The 22,285-nt window shown below is 44.4% G+C and carries 21 protein-coding genes; 17 read left to right on the forward strand and 4 right to left on the reverse strand.

The genetic code is table 11. The features are described 5' to 3' along the window. Positions 1 to 4: 4 nt before the first annotated feature. The 4 genes from AC4MRV_RS08455 to AC4MRV_RS08470 form a co-directional block, all read right to left on the reverse strand. Positions 5 to 1,789 (reverse strand): PglL family O-oligosaccharyltransferase, encoded by a 1,785-nt coding sequence (locus AC4MRV_RS08455; protein WP_491186991.1) that lies wholly within the window; start codon positions 1,787 to 1,789, stop codon positions 5 to 7. A gap of 68 nt (positions 1,790 to 1,857) precedes the next feature. After that, positions 1,858 to 4,680, reverse strand: a complete 2,823-nt coding sequence (gene uvrA, locus AC4MRV_RS08460; protein ID WP_491186992.1) for an excinuclease ABC subunit UvrA — start codon at positions 4,678 to 4,680, stop codon at positions 1,858 to 1,860. 131 nt (positions 4,681 to 4,811) lie between these two features. Then, entirely contained in the window at positions 4,812 to 5,687 is an 876-nt protein-coding gene (gene galU / locus AC4MRV_RS08465; protein WP_491186993.1) for a UTP--glucose-1-phosphate uridylyltransferase GalU, read from the reverse strand. 116 nt (positions 5,688 to 5,803) lie between these two features. Then, on the reverse strand, positions 5,804 to 6,448 hold the full coding sequence (locus AC4MRV_RS08470) for a LuxR C-terminal-related transcriptional regulator (protein ID WP_491186994.1): 645 nt from the start codon (positions 6,446 to 6,448) through the stop codon (positions 5,804 to 5,806). Between the two features lie 277 nt (positions 6,449 to 6,725). Here AC4MRV_RS08470 and AC4MRV_RS08475 point away from each other — a divergent pair, with 277 nt between their 5' ends. The 17 genes from AC4MRV_RS08475 to AC4MRV_RS08555 all read left to right on the forward strand — a co-directional run bounded on the left by AC4MRV_RS08475 (position 6,726) and on the right by AC4MRV_RS08555 (position 22,283). Beyond that, positions 6,726 to 7,262, forward strand: coding sequence for a single-stranded DNA-binding protein (locus tag AC4MRV_RS08475; protein WP_491186995.1), 537 nt, complete (start codon positions 6,726 to 6,728; stop codon positions 7,260 to 7,262). A 169-nt stretch (positions 7,263 to 7,431) separates the two neighbouring features. After that, the gene (gene csrD / locus AC4MRV_RS08480) at positions 7,432 to 9,429 is read left to right on the forward strand and encodes an RNase E specificity factor CsrD (protein WP_491186996.1); all 1,998 of its coding nucleotides are present in this window, start codon (positions 7,432 to 7,434) and stop codon (positions 9,427 to 9,429) included. A 13-nt stretch (positions 9,430 to 9,442) separates the two neighbouring features. After that, positions 9,443 to 10,882: an MSHA biogenesis protein MshI gene (locus AC4MRV_RS08485; RefSeq protein ID WP_491186997.1), complete on the forward strand. Its 1,440-nt coding sequence runs from the start codon at positions 9,443 to 9,445 to the stop codon at positions 10,880 to 10,882. After that, the gene (locus AC4MRV_RS08490) at positions 10,879 to 11,529 is read left to right on the forward strand and encodes an MSHA biogenesis protein MshJ (RefSeq protein ID WP_491186998.1); all 651 of its coding nucleotides are present in this window, start codon (positions 10,879 to 10,881) and stop codon (positions 11,527 to 11,529) included. The genes AC4MRV_RS08485 and AC4MRV_RS08490 overlap by 4 nt, the downstream gene beginning before the upstream one ends. Next, positions 11,522 to 11,845, forward strand: coding sequence for an MSHA biogenesis protein MshK (locus AC4MRV_RS08495; protein ID WP_491186999.1), 324 nt, complete (start codon positions 11,522 to 11,524; stop codon positions 11,843 to 11,845). Before AC4MRV_RS08490 ends, AC4MRV_RS08495 begins: the two co-directional genes overlap by 8 nt. A 15-nt stretch (positions 11,846 to 11,860) precedes the next feature. After that, the gene (mshL, locus tag AC4MRV_RS08500) at positions 11,861 to 13,501 is read left to right on the forward strand and encodes a pilus (MSHA type) biogenesis protein MshL (protein ID WP_491187000.1); all 1,641 of its coding nucleotides are present in this window, start codon (positions 11,861 to 11,863) and stop codon (positions 13,499 to 13,501) included. A gap of 3 nt (positions 13,502 to 13,504) precedes the next feature. Beyond that, on the forward strand, positions 13,505 to 14,344 hold the full coding sequence (locus tag AC4MRV_RS08505; RefSeq protein ID WP_491187001.1) for an ExeA family protein: 840 nt from the start codon (positions 13,505 to 13,507) through the stop codon (positions 14,342 to 14,344). A 2-nt stretch (positions 14,345 to 14,346) separates the two neighbouring features. After that, complete coding sequence (locus tag AC4MRV_RS08510; RefSeq protein ID WP_491187002.1) at positions 14,347 to 15,417, forward strand: tetratricopeptide repeat protein; 1,071 nt, start codon at positions 14,347 to 14,349, stop codon at positions 15,415 to 15,417. Next, entirely contained in the window at positions 15,407 to 17,131 is a 1,725-nt protein-coding gene (mshE, locus tag AC4MRV_RS08515; protein WP_491187003.1) for an MSHA fimbrial ATPase MshE, read from the forward strand. The genes AC4MRV_RS08510 and mshE overlap by 11 nt, the downstream gene beginning before the upstream one ends. A gap of 8 nt (positions 17,132 to 17,139) precedes the next feature. Continuing rightward, on the forward strand, positions 17,140 to 18,360 hold the full coding sequence (locus tag AC4MRV_RS08520; protein ID WP_491187004.1) for a type II secretion system F family protein: 1,221 nt from the start codon (positions 17,140 to 17,142) through the stop codon (positions 18,358 to 18,360). 49 nt (positions 18,361 to 18,409) lie between these two features. Beyond that, positions 18,410 to 18,823, forward strand: a complete 414-nt coding sequence (locus AC4MRV_RS08525) for an MSHA biogenesis protein MshF (protein ID WP_491187005.1) — start codon at positions 18,410 to 18,412, stop codon at positions 18,821 to 18,823. A 77-nt stretch (positions 18,824 to 18,900) separates the two neighbouring features. Continuing rightward, positions 18,901 to 19,476 carry a prepilin-type N-terminal cleavage/methylation domain-containing protein gene (locus tag AC4MRV_RS08530; RefSeq protein WP_491187006.1) on the forward strand — a complete coding sequence of 192 codons (576 nt, stop codon included), beginning with the start codon at positions 18,901 to 18,903 and terminating at the stop codon, positions 19,474 to 19,476. A 32-nt stretch (positions 19,477 to 19,508) separates the two neighbouring features. Further along, a complete protein-coding gene (locus AC4MRV_RS08535) occupies positions 19,509 to 19,961 on the forward strand; it encodes a prepilin-type N-terminal cleavage/methylation domain-containing protein (protein ID WP_491187007.1) in 453 nt (150 codons plus the stop codon). A gap of 148 nt (positions 19,962 to 20,109) precedes the next feature. Beyond that, a complete protein-coding gene (locus AC4MRV_RS08540) occupies positions 20,110 to 20,589 on the forward strand; it encodes a type II secretion system protein (RefSeq protein ID WP_491187008.1) in 480 nt (159 codons plus the stop codon). Further along, positions 20,586 to 21,137: a type IV pilus modification PilV family protein gene (locus tag AC4MRV_RS08545; RefSeq protein WP_491187009.1), complete on the forward strand. Its 552-nt coding sequence runs from the start codon at positions 20,586 to 20,588 to the stop codon at positions 21,135 to 21,137. Before AC4MRV_RS08540 ends, AC4MRV_RS08545 begins: the two co-directional genes overlap by 4 nt. Continuing rightward, the gene (locus AC4MRV_RS08550; protein WP_491187010.1) at positions 21,137 to 21,859 is read left to right on the forward strand and encodes a PulJ/GspJ family protein; all 723 of its coding nucleotides are present in this window, start codon (positions 21,137 to 21,139) and stop codon (positions 21,857 to 21,859) included. The genes AC4MRV_RS08545 and AC4MRV_RS08550 overlap by 1 nt, the downstream gene beginning before the upstream one ends. Continuing rightward, positions 21,849 to 22,283, forward strand: coding sequence for an MSHA biogenesis protein MshP (locus tag AC4MRV_RS08555; protein ID WP_491187011.1), 435 nt, complete (start codon positions 21,849 to 21,851; stop codon positions 22,281 to 22,283). Before AC4MRV_RS08550 ends, AC4MRV_RS08555 begins: the two co-directional genes overlap by 11 nt. Positions 22,284 to 22,285: the final 2 nt, after the last annotated feature.

Raw genomic sequence — 22,285 nt, forward strand, 5'->3', positions numbered from 1 at the left:
TATTTTATTTTTCTTGGTTATCGGTTTTCCTAGTCAGAGCGTCAATATCGGGCGGAATGTATTGCACTTCACTAAAGTTCTTGTTAGGGAACAAGAACTGAGCTTCACTGCGAATTTGCTCTGCTTTTTCCTCATCACCAATCCCCTGATAAGCCAAGATTAGGTTGTTGTAGAAAGCGGGTCTAGGTTTATCTTTGATGATTTTTAGTGACCAATCTATGTATGGTTGAATAAACTCAGGGTCTTGTTTGTAAAGGCCTATATTGAGGTAAGTACTATAGATATCCCAGTCGTAGCGGTCTTGCCAGACTATAGGGTTGGTGACTTGGCTTAATATATCTGGGTCTTTTGGTGACGACTTCTCAAATTGAGTGAGAATATAGTTGGTGTGTAACGCGCTGGTCATATATACGCCAGTCAAAATAGGTACAACGAGACTGGAGACTCGTAGTCCTGTTTGAGAAAGAAAACTGAATGAAGCGCTACGGTAGGTATTGGCTCTTTGATCGATCCAATAAAGTAGAGTGATAAAGGTTATCCAGTGAATGGCTGAATGATAAAAAGGATATTCCAATTGTGAATGCAGCACGATTGGGACAAATAGGGCGAATAAAGCTAGCCGAGTTCCTTTCTTGCCATGATAAATCCGAGTTAATACCAAAAATGCGGCGAGAATGATTGCAATAACAGGAACCAAACCACCTTCAACGCCCCAATATAGCAGCTCATTGTGAGGGTGATCCATGGCTGGTAACCCTGCTGGGTAGCTTACATTTAGCTGGTGTTGGCGAGCCGTATAGACGATATATTCTGATTCAAATTGACCATAGCCATAACCAGTAAAAGGTTTCTCAATAAACATATCTAACACTTGGGGATAGATGAACTCGCGTGCTTGATCGCTACTTAGTTTATTCGTTATTTGTTGTTGGGCGTTTTCTGATGGGCTGAACACAAAAGTATGTGTTAGGCCTAGAATGACGCCAGTGATTAATGAGATTGACCAACCCCAAAAGCGTTTTGGGGTCGCAAACCTAAATAGGTATGGGAGTACGCCAACCATCACCAGAATGGCGCTGAGCCAACCAGTACGTGATGCAAGTACAATCATTAGGGGTAAGGTTAATGCGGGCATGATGTAAAGGAGCGCTACATCACTGATTTTGGTTTGGTATTTGATTGGTTGGCGTGGTAATAGGTAGCCCGAGATCGCTAATCCTGTCGCTAAAAAGGTCGCCATTACGTTGGGTTGCTGAAAAATCCCATAAGGGCGGTTGTTGACGGTGTTATAACCAAAAGGGTTTCCAGGGGCGAGATATAAATATTGTACCCAGCCAATAATCGCTTCAATTGCGACCGCAATGACAATAAACCACAATAGTCGCTGCTTTTGCTTATTACTAAAACGGAACTGTTGTAATACGACAAAAAGAATGTATCCCGCCCAAAGCCCAGTGAGTTTTCCGATTGAGAGGATCAAATCTGAGGTTGGATAGAGCACTGGTACCGTAAGTAAAAGGCAACTAATGAAAAAGCCAATAGTTAGTTTGTTGTATCTAAGCTTTCCTTCGGTGCCTACTTGATACAGACCAATCGCGATTGCAGCACTGAGTGCCAACCAAGTGGTTGGGTTAAAAGACAACGCTAAACCAGAGCCTCCAGGGTTAGGCATAAAAAAGTGCATAGCCACAATATAGATAAAACCAAACGCAACTAAAAACGGTTTGATCAGTGGCACTTTGGGCTTTTGCTGCGCTAACTTTGTCCCAGAAACATGTATGGTGGCCATAGGTTCAATATCCTAATAAAAACAGACCAGCGAAAAATGCGCTGGTCTGTTTACTTTACTATTAATTGCTATTTTAACATAGGCTTAAGGAACTTGGCGGTATGAGAACCTTCGACCAATGACACATCTTCTGGTGTACCTTGAGCTACTATTTCACCACCACCTTGACCGCCTTCTGGTCCCAAATCAACGATCCAGTCGGCAGTTTTAATAACATCTAAGTTATGTTCAATCACCACTACCGTATTGCCGTGATCGCGTAAACGGTGAAGAACCGCAAGAAGTTGCTGAATGTCGTGGAAATGTAAGCCTGTGGTTGGCTCATCCAAAATGTATAGCGTTTTACCTGTATCTCGTTTAGAAAGTTCTCTAGCTAACTTAACGCGTTGCGCTTCACCGCCAGACAGTGTCGTCGCAGCTTGACCTAAACGAATGTAGGACAAGCCCACATCCATGAGCGTTTGCAGTTTACGCGCGATGACAGGAACGGGATCAAAGAATTCGCGAGCATCTTCGACGGTCATTTCCAGCACTTCATCAATGGTTTTGCCCTTATAACGAACTTCGAGTGTTTCTCGGTTATAGCGTTTGCCTTTGCAGACATCACATGGAACGTAGACATCTGGTAGGAAGTGCATCTCTACCTTGATAACACCATCACCTTGACAGGCTTCACAGCGACCACCGCGAACGTTGAAGCTAAATCGTCCTGGTTTATAGCCGCGAGAACGTGATTCCTGTGTCCCTGCAAACAACTCACGAATAGGAGTAAAAATTCCTGTGTAGGTGGCCGGGTTTGAACGAGGTGTCCTGCCTATTGGGCTTTGATCGATGTCGATGACTTTATCAAAATGCTCTAGCCCTTTGATTTCTTTGTATGGTGCAGGCATTGCTGTGGTTGCACCATTTAATTGGGTGTGAGCGATTTTAAAGAAGGTATCGTTTATTAGGGTTGATTTGCCAGAGCCAGATACCCCAGTAATACAACTGAACAGACCAACAGGTAAATCTAGGGTGACGTCTTTTAGGTTGTTACCGGATGCGCCAATTAACTGAACAGTTTTCTTTGGATCGCGTTTGGTTCGTTCTTCAGGTACGGCAATCTTTTTCACACCGCTTAAATATTGCCCTGTTAAGGAGTTCGGGTTGGCTGTGATTTCGTCCATCGTCCCTTCGGCAACGACTGTACCACCATGCACACCAGCTCCGGGACCAATATCAATAACATGATCTGCCATACGGATAGCGTCTTCATCATGTTCAACGACAAGGACGGTATTACCTAAGTCACGTAGGTGTGTGAGAGTTTTGAGCAAGCGTTCGTTATCACGTTGATGTAACCCAATAGAAGGTTCATCAAGGACATACATAACCCCAACTAAGCCAGCTCCGATCTGGCTAGCAAGACGAATACGCTGCGCCTCACCACCTGATAAAGTTTCAGCACTGCGTGAAAGATTAAGGTAGTTGAGCCCTACATTGACTAAGAATTGCAGCCGGTCATTAATTTCCTTCATCACTTTTTCGGCGATTTGAGCTCGTTGTCCTTCTAATTGCAGTGAAGAGAAGAAATTGAGCGCATCAGCAATACTTAGCTCAACGATCTCTGGCAAGGTTGTGTCACCAATAAAGACATTGCGAGCTTCTAAGCGCAGTCGGCTGCCATCACAGCTTGAGCACGTTTTTGTTGAGATGTACTTGGCTAGATCTTCACGCACTGCGTTTGATTCTGTATCTCGATAACGGCGCTCTAAAGTATTTAAGATTCCTTCAAACGGATGACGTTTTACTCGTATATCACCGCGATCGTTAATGTATTTAAACTCTACTTCTGTTCTGCCAGAGCCAGTTAAAATAATCTCACGAGTTCTCTTCGGTAGCGACTTAAAGGGAGCATACAGGTCAAAGCCGTAATGCTCAGCCAAAGAGGAGAGCATTTGGAAGTAGTAATAATTCTTTTGATCCCAGCCACGAATAGTGCCTTCAGCCAAGCTCAATGAGTCATCTACAATGACACGGTCAGGATCGAAGTATTGTTGTACACCTAGACCATCACAGGTGTGACAAGCCCCTGCTGGATTGTTGAACGAGAATAAGCGAGGTTCCAGTTCCTGCATGCTATAGCCACAGTGAGAGCACGCAAAGTTGGCTGAGAAGACAATCTCACCTCCATCTCCATCCATGGGAGCAACGACAGCGATACCACCAGATAGCTCCAAACTTGTTTCAAAGGATTCTGCGAGGCGTTGTTGGAGATCACTGCGTACCTTGAAGCGATCAACCACTACTTCAATCGTATGTTTTTTATGTAACTCTAGAGTGGGTGGATCGGATAAGTCGCAGGTTTCCCCGTCGATGCGAGCGCGAATAAATCCTTGTGCAGCTAAGTTTTCTAGCGTTTTGACATGCTCACCTTTGCGCTCTTTAACGATCGGAGCGAGCAACATCATCTTTGAGCCTTCGGGCAATTCAAGTACTTTGTCCACCATTTGTGAGACAGTTTGCGCGGCAAGTGGAACCTGATGTTCAGGACATCGAGGTTCGCCAACTCGAGCGTAGAGTAACCTCAGGTAGTCATACACTTCGGTAATCGTGCCGACCGTTGAACGAGGGTTATGAGAGGTTGATTTCTGCTCGATAGATATTGCTGGAGAGAGGCCTTCAATGTGGTCAACATCTGGCTTTTCCATTAAAGAGAGAAACTGGCGGGCGTATGCAGAGAGTGATTCGACATAACGACGTTGACCTTCTGCGTACAAAGTATCAAAAGCTAATGAGGATTTTCCTGAGCCGGATAAGCCCGTAATGACAGTCAGCTTATCTCTAGGTATCGTTAGATTGATATTTTTCAGGTTGTGGGTGCGGGCACCGCGAACTTCTATCTGATCCATTCTCATCACTCAATGCAAAAATTAGTCAGCTAAGTATTACATAGTGTGAGAAATGTTCAAAGAAAATACTGGATAAAAAAACAGTAACAAAAAGGCGACTCACGGAGCCGCCTCTGACACAAATAAGACGATTATGCGTCTTCTTTCGTTGTTTTTTGTTTGCCTAGCTCAGACTTTTTTGAGTCCTTTAAGTATAGGTTTTCAAAACAGAAGTTAGTTGCTTCAATGTAGCCTTCAACGCTACCACAGTCGAAGCGTTTGCCTTTAAATTTATACGCTAAGACGCAGCCAGCTTGTGCTTGTTTGAGTAGTGCATCAGTAATTTGGATCTCTCCACCTTTGCCTGGTTCGGTATTCTCGATCAGCTCAAAGATATCTGGCGTTAGAATGTAGCGGCCAATGATTGCTAGATTACTTGGTGCGCTGCCTGGCTCTGGCTTTTCAACCATGTCGTCGACACGGTAAATGTCATCTTTGATCATCTCACCAGAAATAACACCGTATTTATGAGTTTCGTCTTCAGGCACTTCTTGCACTGCAACAATGGAACAGCGGAACTGTTTAAATAGTGTTACCATCTGCGCAAGAACGCCTTCTTGATCATTGACACAAAGGTCATCGGCCAGCACTACAGCGAATGGTTCGTCACCAACGAGTTCACGTCCGGTTAAGATCGCATGACCAAGACCTTTCATTTCGCGCTGACGTATGTAAGTGAAGTTAGCGCTCTCGATGATGTCACGAATATCGACTAACAGCTCTTCTTTATTTGTGCCACTGATTTGGTGCTCTAGCTCATAGTTTTTATCAAAGTGATCCATGATGGAGTGTTTACCACGGCCCGTCACTATGCACATACCGTCCATACCCGCTTGGATCGCTTCTTCGACGCCGTACTCAATCAGAGGCTTGTTAACCACTGGCATCATTTCTTTAGGCATGGATTTGGTTGCAGGTAGAAAGCGTGTTCCGTAGCCTGCTGCCGGGAAAAGGCACTTTTTGATCATCGTAAACCCTATATATTTTTCTTCATAATTTAACTGACGCGACAATAACATGCTTTCGATGAATAGATAATGAAGCTATCCACCGAAAGTTCAGAAATTGTACTGGAGTAGTAAAATTAAGACAACAAATGTTGTCTAGCCCAAGCTGCTGCTTGAACACGGTTTTTTACGCACAGCTTTTTGAAGATTTGGTATAGGTGGGATTTGACGGTGAACTCGCTAATAAATTGGTCGTCAGCAATTTGGCTATTAGAAGCGCCGGTCATCAGGCTACGTAAAATGTGAATTTCGCGAGTAGTGAGATCAACGGTAGCTGGTGCTGATTGCGTCTCAACCATATTGCGATAGTGGAACAGTAATTGAGCGGCTACTTTACGCGGCAACCAGTTTTCTCCATTGATGATTTCGCTACACCCTCGACTGATCACGTCAATGGAGTCGTTCTCGTAAAATAATCCTTTTAGGTGGCCAAAATTGAGAATTTCGTCTGTGGTTAATCGGCACTCTACATTAATGATGATGTTCTCAAATGTTTTGTTCGCCAGTGGTAATTGCCGAATTTGATTGTTTAGGCATGAGTAATCATGATGATCGATCATCAGAATTCGGTGTTTATTCCTTTGCAGTGCCAGCATTAAATCTTTAGGCTCGATATAGGGGATTTCGATACCTAGGCTTTGCTCAATTTTGTTTACTACAGGATGAGGGGCATTCTTGTTTTCACATAAAAAATGAATGGTTCTCATGTAACTATTTTTCATGGCAAATCCCTAACAGAGAAAAAGATAGCAGTAGCTTGGAGGAAATAGACAAGTAGCGCGAATCTAGGTTGAATGATTGCGTTTAGTTTCATACTGATGAGTAATTAACTTATCGCTCACCTAAAGTAATCTTTGATTTTTCTCGAAAATTTTAAGGGGGAGGATTTAGTGAACATCAATGACTAGACATTGTGTAGAGAGGCATTTGTCCCTTACGTAAAGCGTGTTATGCTATTGCGCTATTTCAACAACTCTCAACTTTTAGACGGAGCGAAACATGGCAAGCCGTGGAGTAAACAAAGTTATTTTAGTCGGTAATCTGGGTTCAGATCCGGAAGTTCGTTATATGCCGAGTGGCGGTGCTGTCGCAAACATTACCATCGCGACGTCTGAAACATGGCGAGATAAAGCGACTGGCGAGCAGCGTGAGAAAACAGAATGGCATCGTGTTGCTCTGTTTGGCAAGCTAGCGGAAGTTGCTGGTGAATATCTACGTAAAGGCTCTCAAGTATACGTTGAAGGGCAGCTACAAACGCGTAAATGGCAAGATCAAAGCGGTCAAGATCGTTACACGACAGAAGTTGTTGTACAAGGTTACAATGGCGTAATGCAGATGCTAGGTGGTCGCGCTCAAGGTGGTGCTCCAGGTCAAGGTATGGGTCAGCCTCAGCAGCAAGGTTGGGGTCAGCCTCAGCAACCTGCAGCTCAGCAGAGTCAACCTCAGCAGCAGTATTCTCAGCCTCAACAGCAACAACAAGCTCAGCCTCAGTATAATGAGCCGCCAATGGATTTTGACGACGACATCCCATTCTAAGAGCTCTGAAATGAAAAAAAGCCGCGATTTTCGCGGCTTTTTTATATAGTTAGAGTAATCAATTACCCCATAAGTACTAAGTAAACTTGTCTTTAGTTTATGCCTAGATTGCTGATGGGGACATCATATCTATTCAGTCAAGATGTACTAGAAAAGGAATTCTATTTCTATGAGGTATACCCCTACCTTAAAGCTCAGCACACGATTAGTCGCTTTTGTCACTATGATCGTGATTATAGCGATGTTTATCCTATTTCTAGGCGGTACACTTTCATTTAAACGCTTGGGACAGGAGTATTTAGACCATTCCCTTAAAGGGATTGTGAATGTCGTGGATAAGGAAATGGAAGATCCTGACGCTGCATATTCCTTACAACGCTGGATGCCTAAGATGCTTCAGGCTTCCAACATAGTTGAAATGGAACTCGCTTCCTCTTACGGGACTATCTATCGTTTCAAAGATACCTCGTCAAAGGTGGATCCTGCTCTGTTGTACCATGTTGAATACACCTTAGAGCGTAATGATGGTTATAAGCTGCGCTTCAAAGCAGTACCTCCCTACATAGGTTACGGCTATTCAATGCAAGCATTGTGGTCGATTACGCTGGCTGTCATCTTGATAATCTTTTGCTTAATGCAAGGCGTTAAATGGTTGAAAGAACAGCTGAGTGGTTCTGAGATGCTTGAAGAGCGAGGAAGAATGATTCTCGCTGGGCGAGTTGAAGAATACGCCAAAGGTGATGAAAAAGAGTGGCCATTTACTGCTAGTGAAGCTTTAGACCGCTTAATTGAAGAGTTACAAGATGCCAGACAAGAGAGGAGTCGCTTCGATACCTTTATCCGAACTCAAACCTTTCTTGACCAACTAACGGGAACAGCCAACCGGGTCTTGTTTGATAGTAAGTTAGAAGCAGCACTCTCAGAAAGTGGCTCACATGGTGGTGTGCTGCTCATCCGGATAGATGATTGGACTCAACTCAAAGAAGAGTATGGCAAGACCGTGGCAAATGACTTTTTGGTTGAAGTCGGTGATAGCCTAACCAACGTGATTCAACGCTATCCAGACGTAATACTCTCGCGTTACTACAGCTCTGACTTTGCGATCTTTGCACCAAGCCTATCGAGTAAAGAAGTCTCTAGTATAGCGACAAACTGCTTAAAGCAATTGGCTCGATTAACTCCTCCTGATGTCCTAGACCCTGAAAGTTGGGTTCACATTGGCGTGAGCATGTATCGAGAGGGTGAGAGCCAAGGAAGAATCATTGATGAATCTGAAACTGCGCTTAAAAGTGCTCAACTGCAGAGAGTCAATACTTGGAGTCGTTTCCAAAAGCATGTTAGCCAAGATGATGAAAGAGGTAGCGTTCGCTGGCGAACTTTGTTTGATCAAGTCGTTAAGCCAGATAAATTGCACGTTTTTTCTCAACCCTGCTTTCGATTGGACGAGCAACAAGAGCGCCATTTAGAGCATCAAGAGTTGTTTGCTCGTATTAATGATCCAGAAAAAGGGGTGATAAAAGCGTCTAGATTTAATTCGGCTATTGAATCAGTTGGTTACGAAATAATCTTAGATAAAGCAGTATTGCGAACAATCCTTCGTTATTTGAAAGTTTCCAAGGATTCAATGTGTTACTCTGTTAATCTGCATGTCGTTCCTTTTGCTGATAGAACCTATTTTAAGTGGTTTAGAGATGAGTTACTTCAGCTATCAAACGAGCAGCGAAAACGACTGATATTTGAGTTTGCAGAAGCGCGTTTAGTTAAGCACCTCGATTATATGCGTCCTGTTACTAAGATGATTTCTGGTCTAGGTTGTAAAGTAGCGGTGGGACAAGCGGGTCGCTCCATTGTTAGTACTCACTATTTAAAAGAGTTACCGATTAGCTACTTAAAATTGCACCGAAGCTTAGTGAAACAGATTGACCAAAGGCATGAAAATCAACTGTTTGTTCGTAGCTTGTTGGGGGCGTGCGCAGGGTTAGATACTCAAGTCATTGCCGTCGGCGTCGACAATAAGCAAGAACACAAAACAGTTTTGCAATTAGGATTGCAGGGTGTACAAGGGCGCTTTTTTGAGTCGGAGAAACAGATTATTCCTCAGAACAACTGTCATCATAAGATTGCAGGACATAAAAAAGTGCAAATTGGTCGCCGAAAACGCTGGTGAAAAACAACGATAAATGAACATACAATCAATACTGAGTAAATTCAGGCAAGACAAGCAGGTGAAACCTCAACTGACAATCGTGGTTCAACCTAGTGCTTTGTTTTTTTCTTCGGTGCAGAACGTTAGTTTACCTCCACAGGTCTCGTTTGACGGTGTATCGTGGCAAGACGCGTTAGTTAAAACCTTGAAGGAAACGGGCGTTTCTGGCATTTCCGCAGAGATTGTACTCCACTCAAATTTATATCAAACCTATCAAATAGATAAGCCAGCCATCCCAGATGAAGAGCTGGCTAGTGCGCTTCCGTTTCTGCTTAAAGACCTGATATCTGAGCGAGTGTCTGACATTATCGCCGATGCAATGCCTTTGCCTAACGGTAATAAGCTCCAGGTTTTCGTTGTTACACGCAGTTTAGTTGAAGAGCTTAATGAGGCTCTTAAACGGGTCAAAGTAAGCCTAGAGCGTGTTCTTGTTGAAGATGAAATTTGGGCCCATTCTGCAGGAGAGCTGACACAATTCTTACTGCTTCAACGCAGTAAGCAAGGGCAATTCAAAGTCAGTGCTTTTGTTGATGGTCAGTGCGCATTTCAGAGAACGATCCGCGGTGTTGTTGCCCCATTGACTGGTGTGGCAAGCAGTGCGTTGCAACTCGATGGTTTGGCGTTAGAACTGCAGCGATCTATTGACTATTTGTCTTCCCAATTACGCGGCACGTCATTGCATCAGATGCGTGTATGTTGCGATGAAGAAGATCAAAATGAAGTGGGTCAGGCTCTTTCTGAGCGACTAAGCGTCAGTGTTAGCCCTTTAAGTGATGCCAACGAAGAATCGGGAGCTCTGCTTGTTCACAGTGCTTCTAAGATCTCGTCGAGTTCAGTGAATTTGTTTCCTGAACAGCTCAAACCACGAAAAGAGTATTTTACGTTAACCAATGTTATGTTGGCTTGGGGCAGCGTTTTGGTCCTCTTAAGCCTTAGTTATACATTGCTTACTTATCAGCAGGCTGGTTTGAATAAAGAATTAGCGTTATTACGTTCGCAGCAGTCTGAATTCCGTCAGCAGGTAACAACGTTGAGTCAACGACTTACCAAGCACAAACCAACCCCAGCTAAGGTCGCTGCTGTTGCTCGATTGGAAGAAGAAATACGCTCAAAACGCCAATCTTTAGATGCGGTGAGTGAATATGATAACTCACAGCAAATTGGCTACTCAGGTGTAATGCGCTCACTTGCTAAGTTAGGGCGCAACGATATATCGCTGAGTTCGATTTCTATTAGTTCAGCTGGCCTTGACCTCAAAGGGCTGGCAAGAGAGCCACAGGTGATCCCAAATTGGATCAACCAATTTAAGAGTGAACTCGATTTGGTTGGGCGTACATTTGAAAAATTAACCATAGGTCGAAATGAGGAAGACATCATTACTTTCGAATTAAAAACGAAAGGAGAGCCAAAATGATGCAGCGATGGCAGGCTTGGAGTGATAAGTTTCAGCAGCTATCTTCTCGAGAGAAGTGGCTAATCAGCTTGTGTGGGATGGTTGCCATCGGACTGGGTTTATTAACCCTCCTAGTTGAACCTGCATATCTTGCAAAGAAACAGACAGAGCAACAGTTATCGACAACCAAGTTAGATAATCAGAGATTAGAAGCCGATATTTTATTAATGACGGCGAAGTTGAATAAAGACCCAGACCAGGAAATTAATTTACAATACAAAAGGTTAATTACTGAAAGTCAGCAGCTTTCAGAGCAGTTATCTAAGATAATAGAGAATCTTATTTCTCCTAGTGAGATGGCTAACCTACTAGAGGGTGTGCTCACCGAGTCTAGAAAACTAACCTTGGTTTCTCTTGAATCGAAGCGCGCAGAGCCAATCGTGAGTAATAACAGTGATGCCGAGTATTCTGGATACTATATCCACCCTGTTCGGATTGAGTTAACAGGGAGTTATTTTGATATCGTTCAATACCTTGAAGCTCTTGAGGCTATGCCGGTCAAATATTATTGGCGGAGCTTTTCTTATCGAGTAGAAAAGTACCCAAGTGCGCGTTTGATTCTAGAAGTGTATACACTTGGTACTAGAGAGGTCTTTATCGGTGGTTAGAGTATTGTCGTTGTTTCTGTTGATCGGTGCATCGAGTGGTTGGGCGTCTCAAGATCCTACGGCTCCGCTCAACTGGAAAAAAACAGAGCCTGAAAAAGTGGAAAAAGCGCGAGTGGTGTATCCACTGCCGACACTGCAAAGCATAGTTTGTCGTGAAAATGCTGAATGCAAAGCAATATTGAGTGGGAAAGTCGTAGATGTCGGGCAGCGGATCAATGGCTATCTCGTAAAGAAAATTGAATCGGAAAGGGTGGTGTTGTCTCGCGGAGGACGCCAATGGAAGCTAGAACTCTTTTCATTAGATATTAAACAGTAAGGTGTTAGGAAGTATATGCGTAAACTCGCTGTAGCCATCATGATTGCGTCATTAATGGGATGTTCGATGGGACATAGAGATCCTGTTGAGGCAAAAGCTGCATTGAATGAAGCTATTAACGAAGCCAATAGCCGCAGCCTGGAGCAGCTACCACCTTCTGTTGAAGCGGATCTGATGCCTGAATTGTCGGGGGATAACTCGACATCGATAGACACTGTTAAGCGTTTTCGCATTAAAGCTAACGGTGTTTCGGCCAAGGCGTTTTTTACCAGCTTGGTAAAAGGGACTGGGTTCAGCGCGGCAATACATCCGGATGTGACGGGTACCATTACTGTGAACTTAACCGATGTTGCTTTGGATGAAGTTCTGAATGTCGTGCGCGATATGTACGGCTACGACATCATTAAAACTGGCAAGGTTATCCAAGTCTACCCAGCAGGGCTCAGAACGGTGACAATTCCTGTCGATTACCTCCAGTTTAAGCGGGCAGGACGTTCGTTAACATCTATCTCGACCGGAACAATTTCCAATACTGATTCGGGCTCATCAAACAGTTCAGATAATTCAAGCTCTTCGAGCTCGAGTTCTTCCAGCTCAGCAAAAGGTGGTACTGAGATTGAAACCACTAGTGAGAGTGATTTTTGGCCGCAGCTCGAGTTGGCTGTCGCACAACTTATTGGTAACGGCAATGGGCAAAGCGTTGTCGTGACACCGCAGGCCAGTGTTATTACTGTGCGAGCATTCCCTGATGAAATCCGAGAGGTCCGCGAGTTCCTTGGTATTTCTCAGCAACGTATGCAGCGTCAAGTAATCCTAGAAGCGAAAATTCTTGAAGTCACCTTGAGTGATGGTTACCAACAAGGCATCAACTGGTCAAAAGCATTTAGCTCAAACGGTACAAACTACACTATTGGTCAAGGTTCGATTGTTAAAGACAGCAACGGCAGTATTATTCCTGCGGTGCTTCCGGGTTTAGATGCCATTGGGACATTGCTTGGTGGGCAGTCGAATTTGGTGATTTCTAGCGGCAGTTTTGATGCAGTGCTGAGCTTTATGGCAACTCAAGGAGACTTAAACGTCCTTTCTAGCCCACGAGTAACGGCTTCTAATAATCAGAAAGCAGTCATTAAAGTGGGTACCGATGAATACTACGTTACCGATCTTTCCAGCGTCGTGGGCAGTGGTGATAATTCTGAGCCTTCCCCTGAAGTTGAACTTACGCCATTCTTCTCTGGTATTTCGTTAGATGTAACCCCACAAATTGATGACCAAGGCAATGTGCTTTTGCATGTTCACCCTGCAGTCATTGATGTGGCTGAGCAAGTTAAAGAAATTGGTTTTGGCAACACACGTATCACTCTGCCATTAGCGCGAAGCTCTATTCGTGAGTCAGATTCAGTCATCCGTGCTCAGGATGGGGATGTTGTGGTGATCGGTGGTTTGATGAAGTCTAATACGATCGATCAAGTGTCTAAAGTTCCATTCCTTGGCGATGTGCCAGCTCTGGGTCATTTGTTCCGCAATACCTCTAAGATAACGCAAAAAACTGAATTGGTGATTTTGCTTAAGCCAACTGTAGTCGGTGTGAACACATGGCAAAAAGAACTTGAGCGATCGAGAGATCTGCTCCAAGAGTGGTTTCCTGACGAGCAATAAGCGATGTACTTGGAGCACTTTGGCTTTGAGCAGCCTCCATTTGGTCTGACACCATCGACAGAGCTTTTTCTGGGGTTGGGTCCTCATTATGAAGCTATTCATACGGTTCATTCTGCTTTAGAGCTGGGTGAAGGTCTTGTGAAAGTGATCGGAGAGGTCGGGACTGGCAAAACAATGGTATGCCGCATGATGGTGAAATACTTTCCTGATCATGTCCAGTTGGTTTATTTACCCAACCCTGCGCTAAACGGTGAAGAGTTGAGAGTGGCCGTTGCGGCAGAGTTGGGAATTGAAGGCCACTGCGCAAATACGCTTGTAGAAAAGATTCAGCGTCGCCTCATTGAATTGGCTCAGCAAGGAAAGCAAGTTGTAGTGTTTGTCGATGAAGCTCAAGCCTTGCCAGACGATGCGCTTGAAGTTCTACGTTTGTTCGGAAACCTCGAAACTGAAGATAAGAAGCTGCTCCATATTGTTCTTATCGGTCAACCTGAGCTAGAACAAAGGCTGCAGCAACATCATATGCGTCAACTGCGTCAGCGAATCACCTTCAGTGCTTATATTCGTCCCCTCAACTTGGATGAAGTTGTGGCCTATATTGACAGTAGACTAGAAAAGTCTGGAGGGAACAGCGCACTTTTTACCTTCAGTCAGAAAAAAGCCATATGGCAAGCGAGTCGTGGTATTCCACGTTTAATTAATCAAATTGGTCATAAAGCGTTGGTAGCAGCATGTAGCCGTGAAGATGAAAGCATTAGCAATGGGCACTTATATGATGCTATCCACGATACTTACGATAGCAAAAAGCCTAGGTTTAAGAGCCCCACATTTTGGGGGTGGAGATAGAAATGAGTGCAATCAATCAAGCATTGTCGGAACTTGCCCGTAAAAAAGGAGGCAAGATCTCTGAAATTGAGCCAGTGACGGTAAAGCCTGTGAAACAAAGGCTTGTACTGCCTTGGTTGATTGGTGGATTTGGTTTGAGCTTAGCTGTTGGTGGCTGGGCGATTTCGTATCAGACGCTGCCAGATATGCCTCCAATGTCATCAGTCGATGTAGATTCACCGATTCAACACTCAAACTCAGAGGTTGCGATTGCTTCACCGACTGCGAAAGCGACGACCCAAGGCGGGCTTATTTATCGAGCTGAGAAAATGCCGCCACCAGAGCAATCTTTGGTACCACAAGAATCACATAGTCAGACGCCTGAAATCCGCCAGCAAAACGTGTTGCTAGCTAAGGCACAAAATAACACTGTGACTAAGAAAGAGCCTTCGGTGGAGTCCGTTACTCATGGTGAAGTCGTTATCGAGCAAGTGGAATTATCGGCTGAACAGTTATCTGCTCAGGCGCAACAAAGAGCAAAAAAAGCTCTGGATAGTAATAATCTTGATGAAGCATTAGCGCAGTACCAAGAAGCATTAAAATACACTCCTTATGATGTGAAAATTCGCCAGACTTTGTCCGCTCTTTACTATGGTAAAGGTGAGGTCCGAAAATCAGCAGATTTACTGCAAAAAGGGATTGGCCTTGATCGAGATAATGTTGCTTTGCGTTTATCTCTCGCGAAATTGCTAATGAAGGAGCAGCAGAATGCTGCGGCGTTAACGGCATTAAGTGCTTTACCTGATGACGCCTCGGTCGAGTATTTATCTCTGCGAGGTGTTCTAGCACAGAAGAATAATCAAGATGAAATGGCACTGACTAGTTACAAAAAGCTCGTCGGTCTTGAGCCAGAAAGTGGTCGATGGTGGTTGGGGCTTGCTATTCAGCAAGAGCGAGCGTTGGAATTCGAACTCGCAGAGCAATCTTATAACAAGGCTTTAAAGGGATTAGGCTTATCTGGTCAGTCCCAGCAATTTGTGCGAGATCGTTTAGCCATGATTAAACAGTTGGAGAGTCAAAACAGTGCAAATTAAGCTTCGCAAACGTCTCGGAGACTTGCTAGTCGAAGAAGGGATCATTACCGAGCAACAGGTCGAGCAAGCGCTGGCCGCGCAAAAGTCGACTGGACGTAAGCTTGGCGCGGCATTAATTGAGTTAGGCTTTCTTTCTGAGCATCAAATGCTGACATTCTTGTCACAACAACTCGATATCCCACTCATCGATTTAAGTCGCGCGAATGTCGATATTGATGCTGTGCAATTACTGCCTGAAGTGCATGCTCGTCGTTTGCGTGCATTAGTGATTAGCCGACAGCAAGATACCCTGCGCGTCGCAATGAGTGATCCGGCTGATTTATTTGCCCAAGAAGCATTGTTAGGACAGCTGCCTCAATATGGTATTGAGTTCGTTATAGCTCCAGAAAAGCAGTTAGTCGACGGGTTTGATCGCTACTATCGACGAACAAAAGAGATCGCATCTTTCGCAGAGCAGTTACAAGCCGAACACCAAGTGACAGAAGCGTTTGATTTTAGCATCGAAGGTGAAGACAGTGATGAGGTTACGGTTGTTAAACTCATTAACTCTTTGTTTGAAGATGCGATTCAAATTGGCGCATCCGATATTCACATTGAGCCCGATGCCAATGTCCTTCGCCTTAGACAACGAATTGATGGCGTGTTACATGAAACCTTGTTGAACGAAGTCAATATTGCTCCAGCGCTTGTATTGCGTTTGAAGCTGATGGCTAACCTTGATATTTCGGAGAAACGTCTTCCACAAGATGGCCGATTTAATATTAAGGCGAAAGGTCAATCTGTTGATATTCGTATGTCGACAATGCCCGTTCAGTATGGCGAATCGGTGGTGATGCGTTTACTTAATCAGTCTTCAGGTGTACGTAAACTGGATGATTCGGGAATCCCAGCGCATTTACTCGAGCGTTTGCGTCGTCAATTAAAGCGTCCGCATGGCATGATTTTGGTTACAGGACCAACAGGTTCAGGTAAAACGACGACCCTTTACGGTGCATTGAGCGAATTGAACGTGCCCGGTAAGAAGATCATTACTGCCGAAGATCCAGTTGAGTATCGTTTGCCACGAGTGAATCAAGTGCAGGTTAACCCTAAAATTGATCTCGATTTCTCAACGGTTCTGAGAACATTTCTTCGTCAAGATCCAGATATTATTCTGATCGGTGAGATGCGTGATCAAGAAACTGTGGAAATTGGTCTACGCGCAGCTTTAACAGGTCACTTAGTGCTAAGTACGTTGCACACCAATGATGCTGTTGATAGCGCTTTACGCATGATGGACATGGGGGCTCCTGGCTATCTGGTAGCAAGTGCTGTACGAGCTGTTGTTGCACAGCGATTAGTTCGTAAGGTTTGCCCGGATTGTAAGACAGACGATACGGTAGACGAGGCTCGTAAGCAGTGGCTCACGCAGCGATTCCCAAATCAAGTTGAAACGACTTTTGTTCGTGGGCGAGGTTGTCAAAACTGTAACTTAACTGGTTATAGAGGGCGAATCGGGGTATTTGAGATGCTAGAGCTAGAAAATGACATGATGGACATGCTCCGCGCCAGTGATGCTGTTGGCTTTTCTCGAGTGGCTCGCCAGTCCCCATCCTACAAGCCTCTGTTAGCATCAGCGATGGAACTAGCGATTAACGGGGCGGTAAGTCTTGATGAGGTGATGAGCTTAGGAGAAGGCGATTCCTCTGGGGTAGAGCAGGCGATCTATATTTAGGTTCTGATATGGCAGTGTTTCGTTATCAAGGTCGAAATCTAGATGGTTCAGCGGTTTCAGGTGAAATAGAAGCAGCGAATCAAGAAGCGGCCGCTGAACAGTTGATGAGTAAAGGTGTTATCCCGATCCAGGTTAAGCAAGGAAAGGGAAAATCGCCTTTGGATATCGATCTAAAGCAGATCTTTACCCCAGCTGTGCCGCTTGAGTCTTTAGTTATATTCTGCCGTCAGTTATTTAGTTTAACCAAAGCAGGCGTCCCGCTGCTGCGTTCAATGAAAGGTCTGAGTACTAACTGTTCGAACAAGCAATTACACGCGGCATTAGAAGAGGTCACTCAAGAGTTAACTAACGGCCGAAGTCTTGCTAGCTCGATGCAAATGCACCCTAAAGTATTTAGCCCATTATTCGTCTCTATGATCAATGTTGGTGAGAATACGGGTCGTTTAGATCAAGCCTTAATGCAGTTGGCAAATTACTATGAGCAAGAAGTAGAAACGCGTAAACGAATTAAAACGGCCATGCGCTACCCTACCTTTGTGATCAGCTTTATTGTTGTCGCTTTGTTTATATTGAATGTCAAAGTGATTCCACAGTTTGCGAGTATGTTTAGCCGTTTTGGTGTCGATCTTCCTCTACCGACGCGGATACTGATTACTACATCCGATTTTTTTGTGAATTATTGGATGTTCATGATTGCAGCGATTGTCGGAGGGCTATTTGGCTTCAATGCTTGGTTAAAAACCGCCAACGGCCGAGAGAAGTGGGATAAATTTCGATTAAAGATGCCTATTGTTGGCCCCTTGGTAAATCGGGCTCAGTTATCACGCTTTTCTCGCACGTTTGCTCTAATGCTTAAAGCAGGTGTCCCTCTTAACCAATCACTTGCATTAGCAGCAGAAGCCTTGGGCAATAAGTTCCTTGAAAATAGATTGTTAGAAATGAAAGCGTCTATTGAAGCTGGGGGAACCATTTCTTCTACCGCGATCAATAGCGGGATTTTTACCCCCTTGGTTATTCAAATGATTTCCGTTGGTGAAGAGACGGGACGAATAGATGAGCTATTGTTAGAAGTAGCAGACTTTTATGATCGGGAAGTGGACTACGACTTAAAAACGCTAACCGCTCGAATTGAACCGATACTTTTGGTAGTCGTTGCTGGGATGGTGTTGATTTTAGCGTTGGGTATTTTCTTGCCGATGTGGGGAATGCTGGATGCTATCAAAGGGTAGTACTTTTGCTCTTATTCGAAGGTCGCGATTTTCGGTTTGGTTTTTTGTTGTGGTGGTGTTAATCGCCAGCTTTATCTCGGCTTTTCAGAATGTTGAGAACGAAGCCAGTGATAGTGCCTATTTGGTAGCAAGTAAACGCATCATTGAAACAGCGAGTTTTTACAAGCAAAAATGGTTGCTCAAGGATCAACCGAGCGAGATTAAAGTGGGCTCTGAGATGTTAACCATTTCGCAAAATGGTTGGGTGCTACCGCTAGATTCGTCGGGCGATATTGATTGTGACTATTGGCTAAGAGTACTCTATCCGGATAAGAGAATTCTGGATAGTCTACCTATCAATATTTTGAATCTTACCGAAGGCTCACATTATCGTTGTGACTATGACTACGGTATGAATCGGCATGTTGTTATCGATCTGAACTATAAGCACTTTTCTGCTAAAGTTGTTTTAGTTGCAGAGTAAGAAATTTGTCTAAGAACAATAGCGATATTGTTTGTTGGCAGTATAATACGCAGTACTGATAAGTGGATTAATTGTATATGTTTAAGAAACAGTCTGGCTTTTCGCTGGTTGAACTCGTCGTAGTGATTGTTGTTGTAGGTTTGCTTGCTGTTGCGGCATTACCAAGGTTTTTAGACGTTACTGACGAAGCGAAGAAAGCAAGCGTTGAAGGCGTTGCTGGCGGCTTTGCCACAGGGGTTCTTTCTGCCCGTGCGCAATGGGAAGCGGAAGCGAGACCTTCAACGACAATTAATACCGAAAAATACAACACTGTTGATTATGACGGCGTGGACTTTTGGTTAACGCGCTCAAAAGATAGTAATGGGGCAGATACGGGCTTTCGTGATGGTTATCCGTACGCAATCAATGAAGATAATACTTCTTACCCAACTAGCTTAACGGATCAGTCGTGTATAGATTTAATGGATAATCTTTTGCAAAACCCGCCGAGCGTTGGCACCGTGGCGGATGCAAATAGTAACAGCAATATAAAGTATTCAGCGCAAGCGGATAATGGCGCCTCAACTTGTACTTATGTTCAGCAAGAAGGTGGCTCTGAACATCAGTTTGTGTATGAAATTGAAACTGGTCGTGTGACCGTGACGCTGCAGTAGTCCTGCGCTAATAACATAGAGAGATAGAAACTATGAAAAGACAAGGCGGTTTCACCCTAATTGAACTAGTGGTGGTAATTGTTATTTTGGGTATTCTTGCAGTTACTGCAGCGCCAAGATTCTTGAACTTACAAGATGACGCGCGTAATGCTTCACTTCAAGGTTTAAAAGGTGCGATTGATGGTGCAGCAGGCATTGTCTATGGTAAGGCGGCCATTGAGGGTGTTGAGGCAAGTGGTGCATCTAACGTAGATGGTATTACTACTGCATTTGGCTACCCAACAGCGGATGTTGCTGGTATCGGTGCTGCTGTTGTTGGACTAACAGATGATTGGAGTACGGCTGCAAGCGGGTCTTCATTAGTTATTACGTTTGATGACGCCGCAAATGCTACGACTTGTTATGTTCAGTACAACCCAGCAACGGGGACGGCTGTTTCAGAAGCGGCTTCCTCTGTTGTAGTGACAGGTACAGGCTGTCAATAATTCCTTAGGGCCAGCAATGCTGGCCTTTTTCTTATCTAAAGAATTCCCTTTAGGCCGATAAATCCTTCTCAAAATGGCGACAAAGCTCATACTGTTAGCCCATTCTCTCTTATAATCAAATCAGTAAATTTAATTACTTAGGTTGTTTATGAACCTCAGACGGATACAGGGTTTCACTCTGGTAGAGCTAATTGTTGTGATCTTACTGTTAGCTATTATTTCGGCTTATGCTGCAAGTCGTTTTTCAGGGCGTGGGGATGTGGCGGCTGCTGTATTGCAGCATCAGGTGGTATCCGTTGTACGTCAGGTTCAAGTGAATCGTATGCAGTCGAATATTACGGCAAGTGCCGCCTTAGCGAGTAATCAGAACTTTACCTTAGATGTTGAAACCCGCTGTGTCGGTTCAGAAGCCGCTTGCTCCCAGCGCTCAGACTCTCGCAGTGATTGGGTTTCTTCTGAGTTGGTCCGTTTTTCTTCAGCGCCTAGTGCACCTATTCGATTTGATCTGCTTGGAAACCCAGTAGGTAACGCCGCATCAGGTGCATCTATTTCAATCATTTCTAGTGAAGAAACCTGCCAGGTGACAATAAATGCTCAAGGGTACGTATCGCTTGGAGGTTGCTCATGACGAGAGCACGTGGCTTCACTTTAATAGAGAGCATCATTGTAATTGTGGTTATTGGGTTTGCGATGATTACCATTACCCAGTTTTTAGTGCCTCAAATTACTCGCTCAGCTAACCCACATTATCAGGTAAGAGCAGCGGCATTGAGTCAGAGTGTCATGTCGATGGTGCTAGCCAGAGGCTTTGATGAGTACAGTGATTTTTCCAGTGGAGAATTACGTTGTGGTGAAGGCGCTGCAGTAGGAACGTCTCACCAGTACTGTTCAGGTACCCATGCTTCGGTGAATGATTTAGGTTCTGATGGCGAAACTATCGCAACATATAATGATGTCGATGACTATATTGGCTGTTGGGAGCCCAATGGTGCTAATGGATGTAAGGACTTAAACGTATTGGTGGGCGATGGTGTAGGGAATACGACGTATCAAAACTTTCGTTTGGATATTCAAGTCGCCTATCAAGAAGTCAGTCTTATCAAGCAAGTTACTCTAACGGTCTCAGCCCTGAACCAAACTCCTATTGAGTTACAGGCTTATAAAGGGAACTACTGATGAAGCGGTCTGGATTCACTCTAATTGAAATGGTCATAACCCTAGTTGTTGGGAGTATTCTTGTCCTTGGTATTGCGGGCTTTGTAGATTTAGGGGCGAGAGGATACAGCGACACCATTGACCGTCAGCGTATGCAAACACAAGCTAAGTTTGTATTGGAGAAAATGAGTCGAGAAGTTCGCCATGCGGTTCCTAATATGTTTAGTAATGATCTGATGGCGGGAGCGACTGACTGTATCTCTTTTTATCCCATCGTGACATCCGGATTCTATGCTGTCTCGGGAGCTGATTTACAGTTTGTCATTGGTGATGAGAATATGGCAGTGGGAGATCTAAGTCCGCTCAACTTAGTTGTCAATCCAACGGAATCAACACCAAGTAGCAATGTCTTTGCATTGAATAGCGTTTCAAGTGCTAACGACGTGTTCGTGCTTGTCGACGAGGCAAACAACTTAGTCGGGAATTCCGTATCTCGTCGCCACTATATCTACAATCCAAACGGTGAAGTGAGTTATTGCCTCATCAATCAACAAGTTCAGCGCTTGGTCAATCGAACCAATCTCACGCCTGTGTCAGACAATGGGGTGAGTGGAAGCTTGGATTACTCACCAGCCACTGTGCAAAACAATGGTGGGGTGCACATTAATCTAAACTTTACTAATGAAGATGGTGATGAGTCGACGAACTTTCGTCAAAACGTGCAGGTGTTAAATGTCCCATAGTAAATATCAAACCGGTAGCCTGTATATTGTTGTGATTTTCGTTTTGGTCGTGATGGGCTTTCTTGCGTCCAGTCTAAGCCGTATTGAATGGTCCAACAGCGATGCACACAGTAAAGACATAATAGGACTTCAGGCGTCATTTTCTGCTCATTCAGCCAACGAAATAGTGCTTAGAGAGATATATCCGCCTAGAAGTAATGTCACTGATGAATTTGATGTTGCCACTGCTTGTTCGATTGTCGATGGAACCACAAGAGCGATTCCCTCAGTTGTGAGTTGCTCTGATGTCTCAGTCACGTGTGGTGCAAGAGGTGGCGTGCTAGCCGATGGTAGCCAAATGTTTGTTTTAAGCTCCGCAGTCACTTGTGGTACGGGCATTAACGAAATGCGACGTAGCCAAGAAGTATGGTTAAGAGGTCAATAGGA

This window comes from Vibrio sp. (assembly GCF_984391705.1).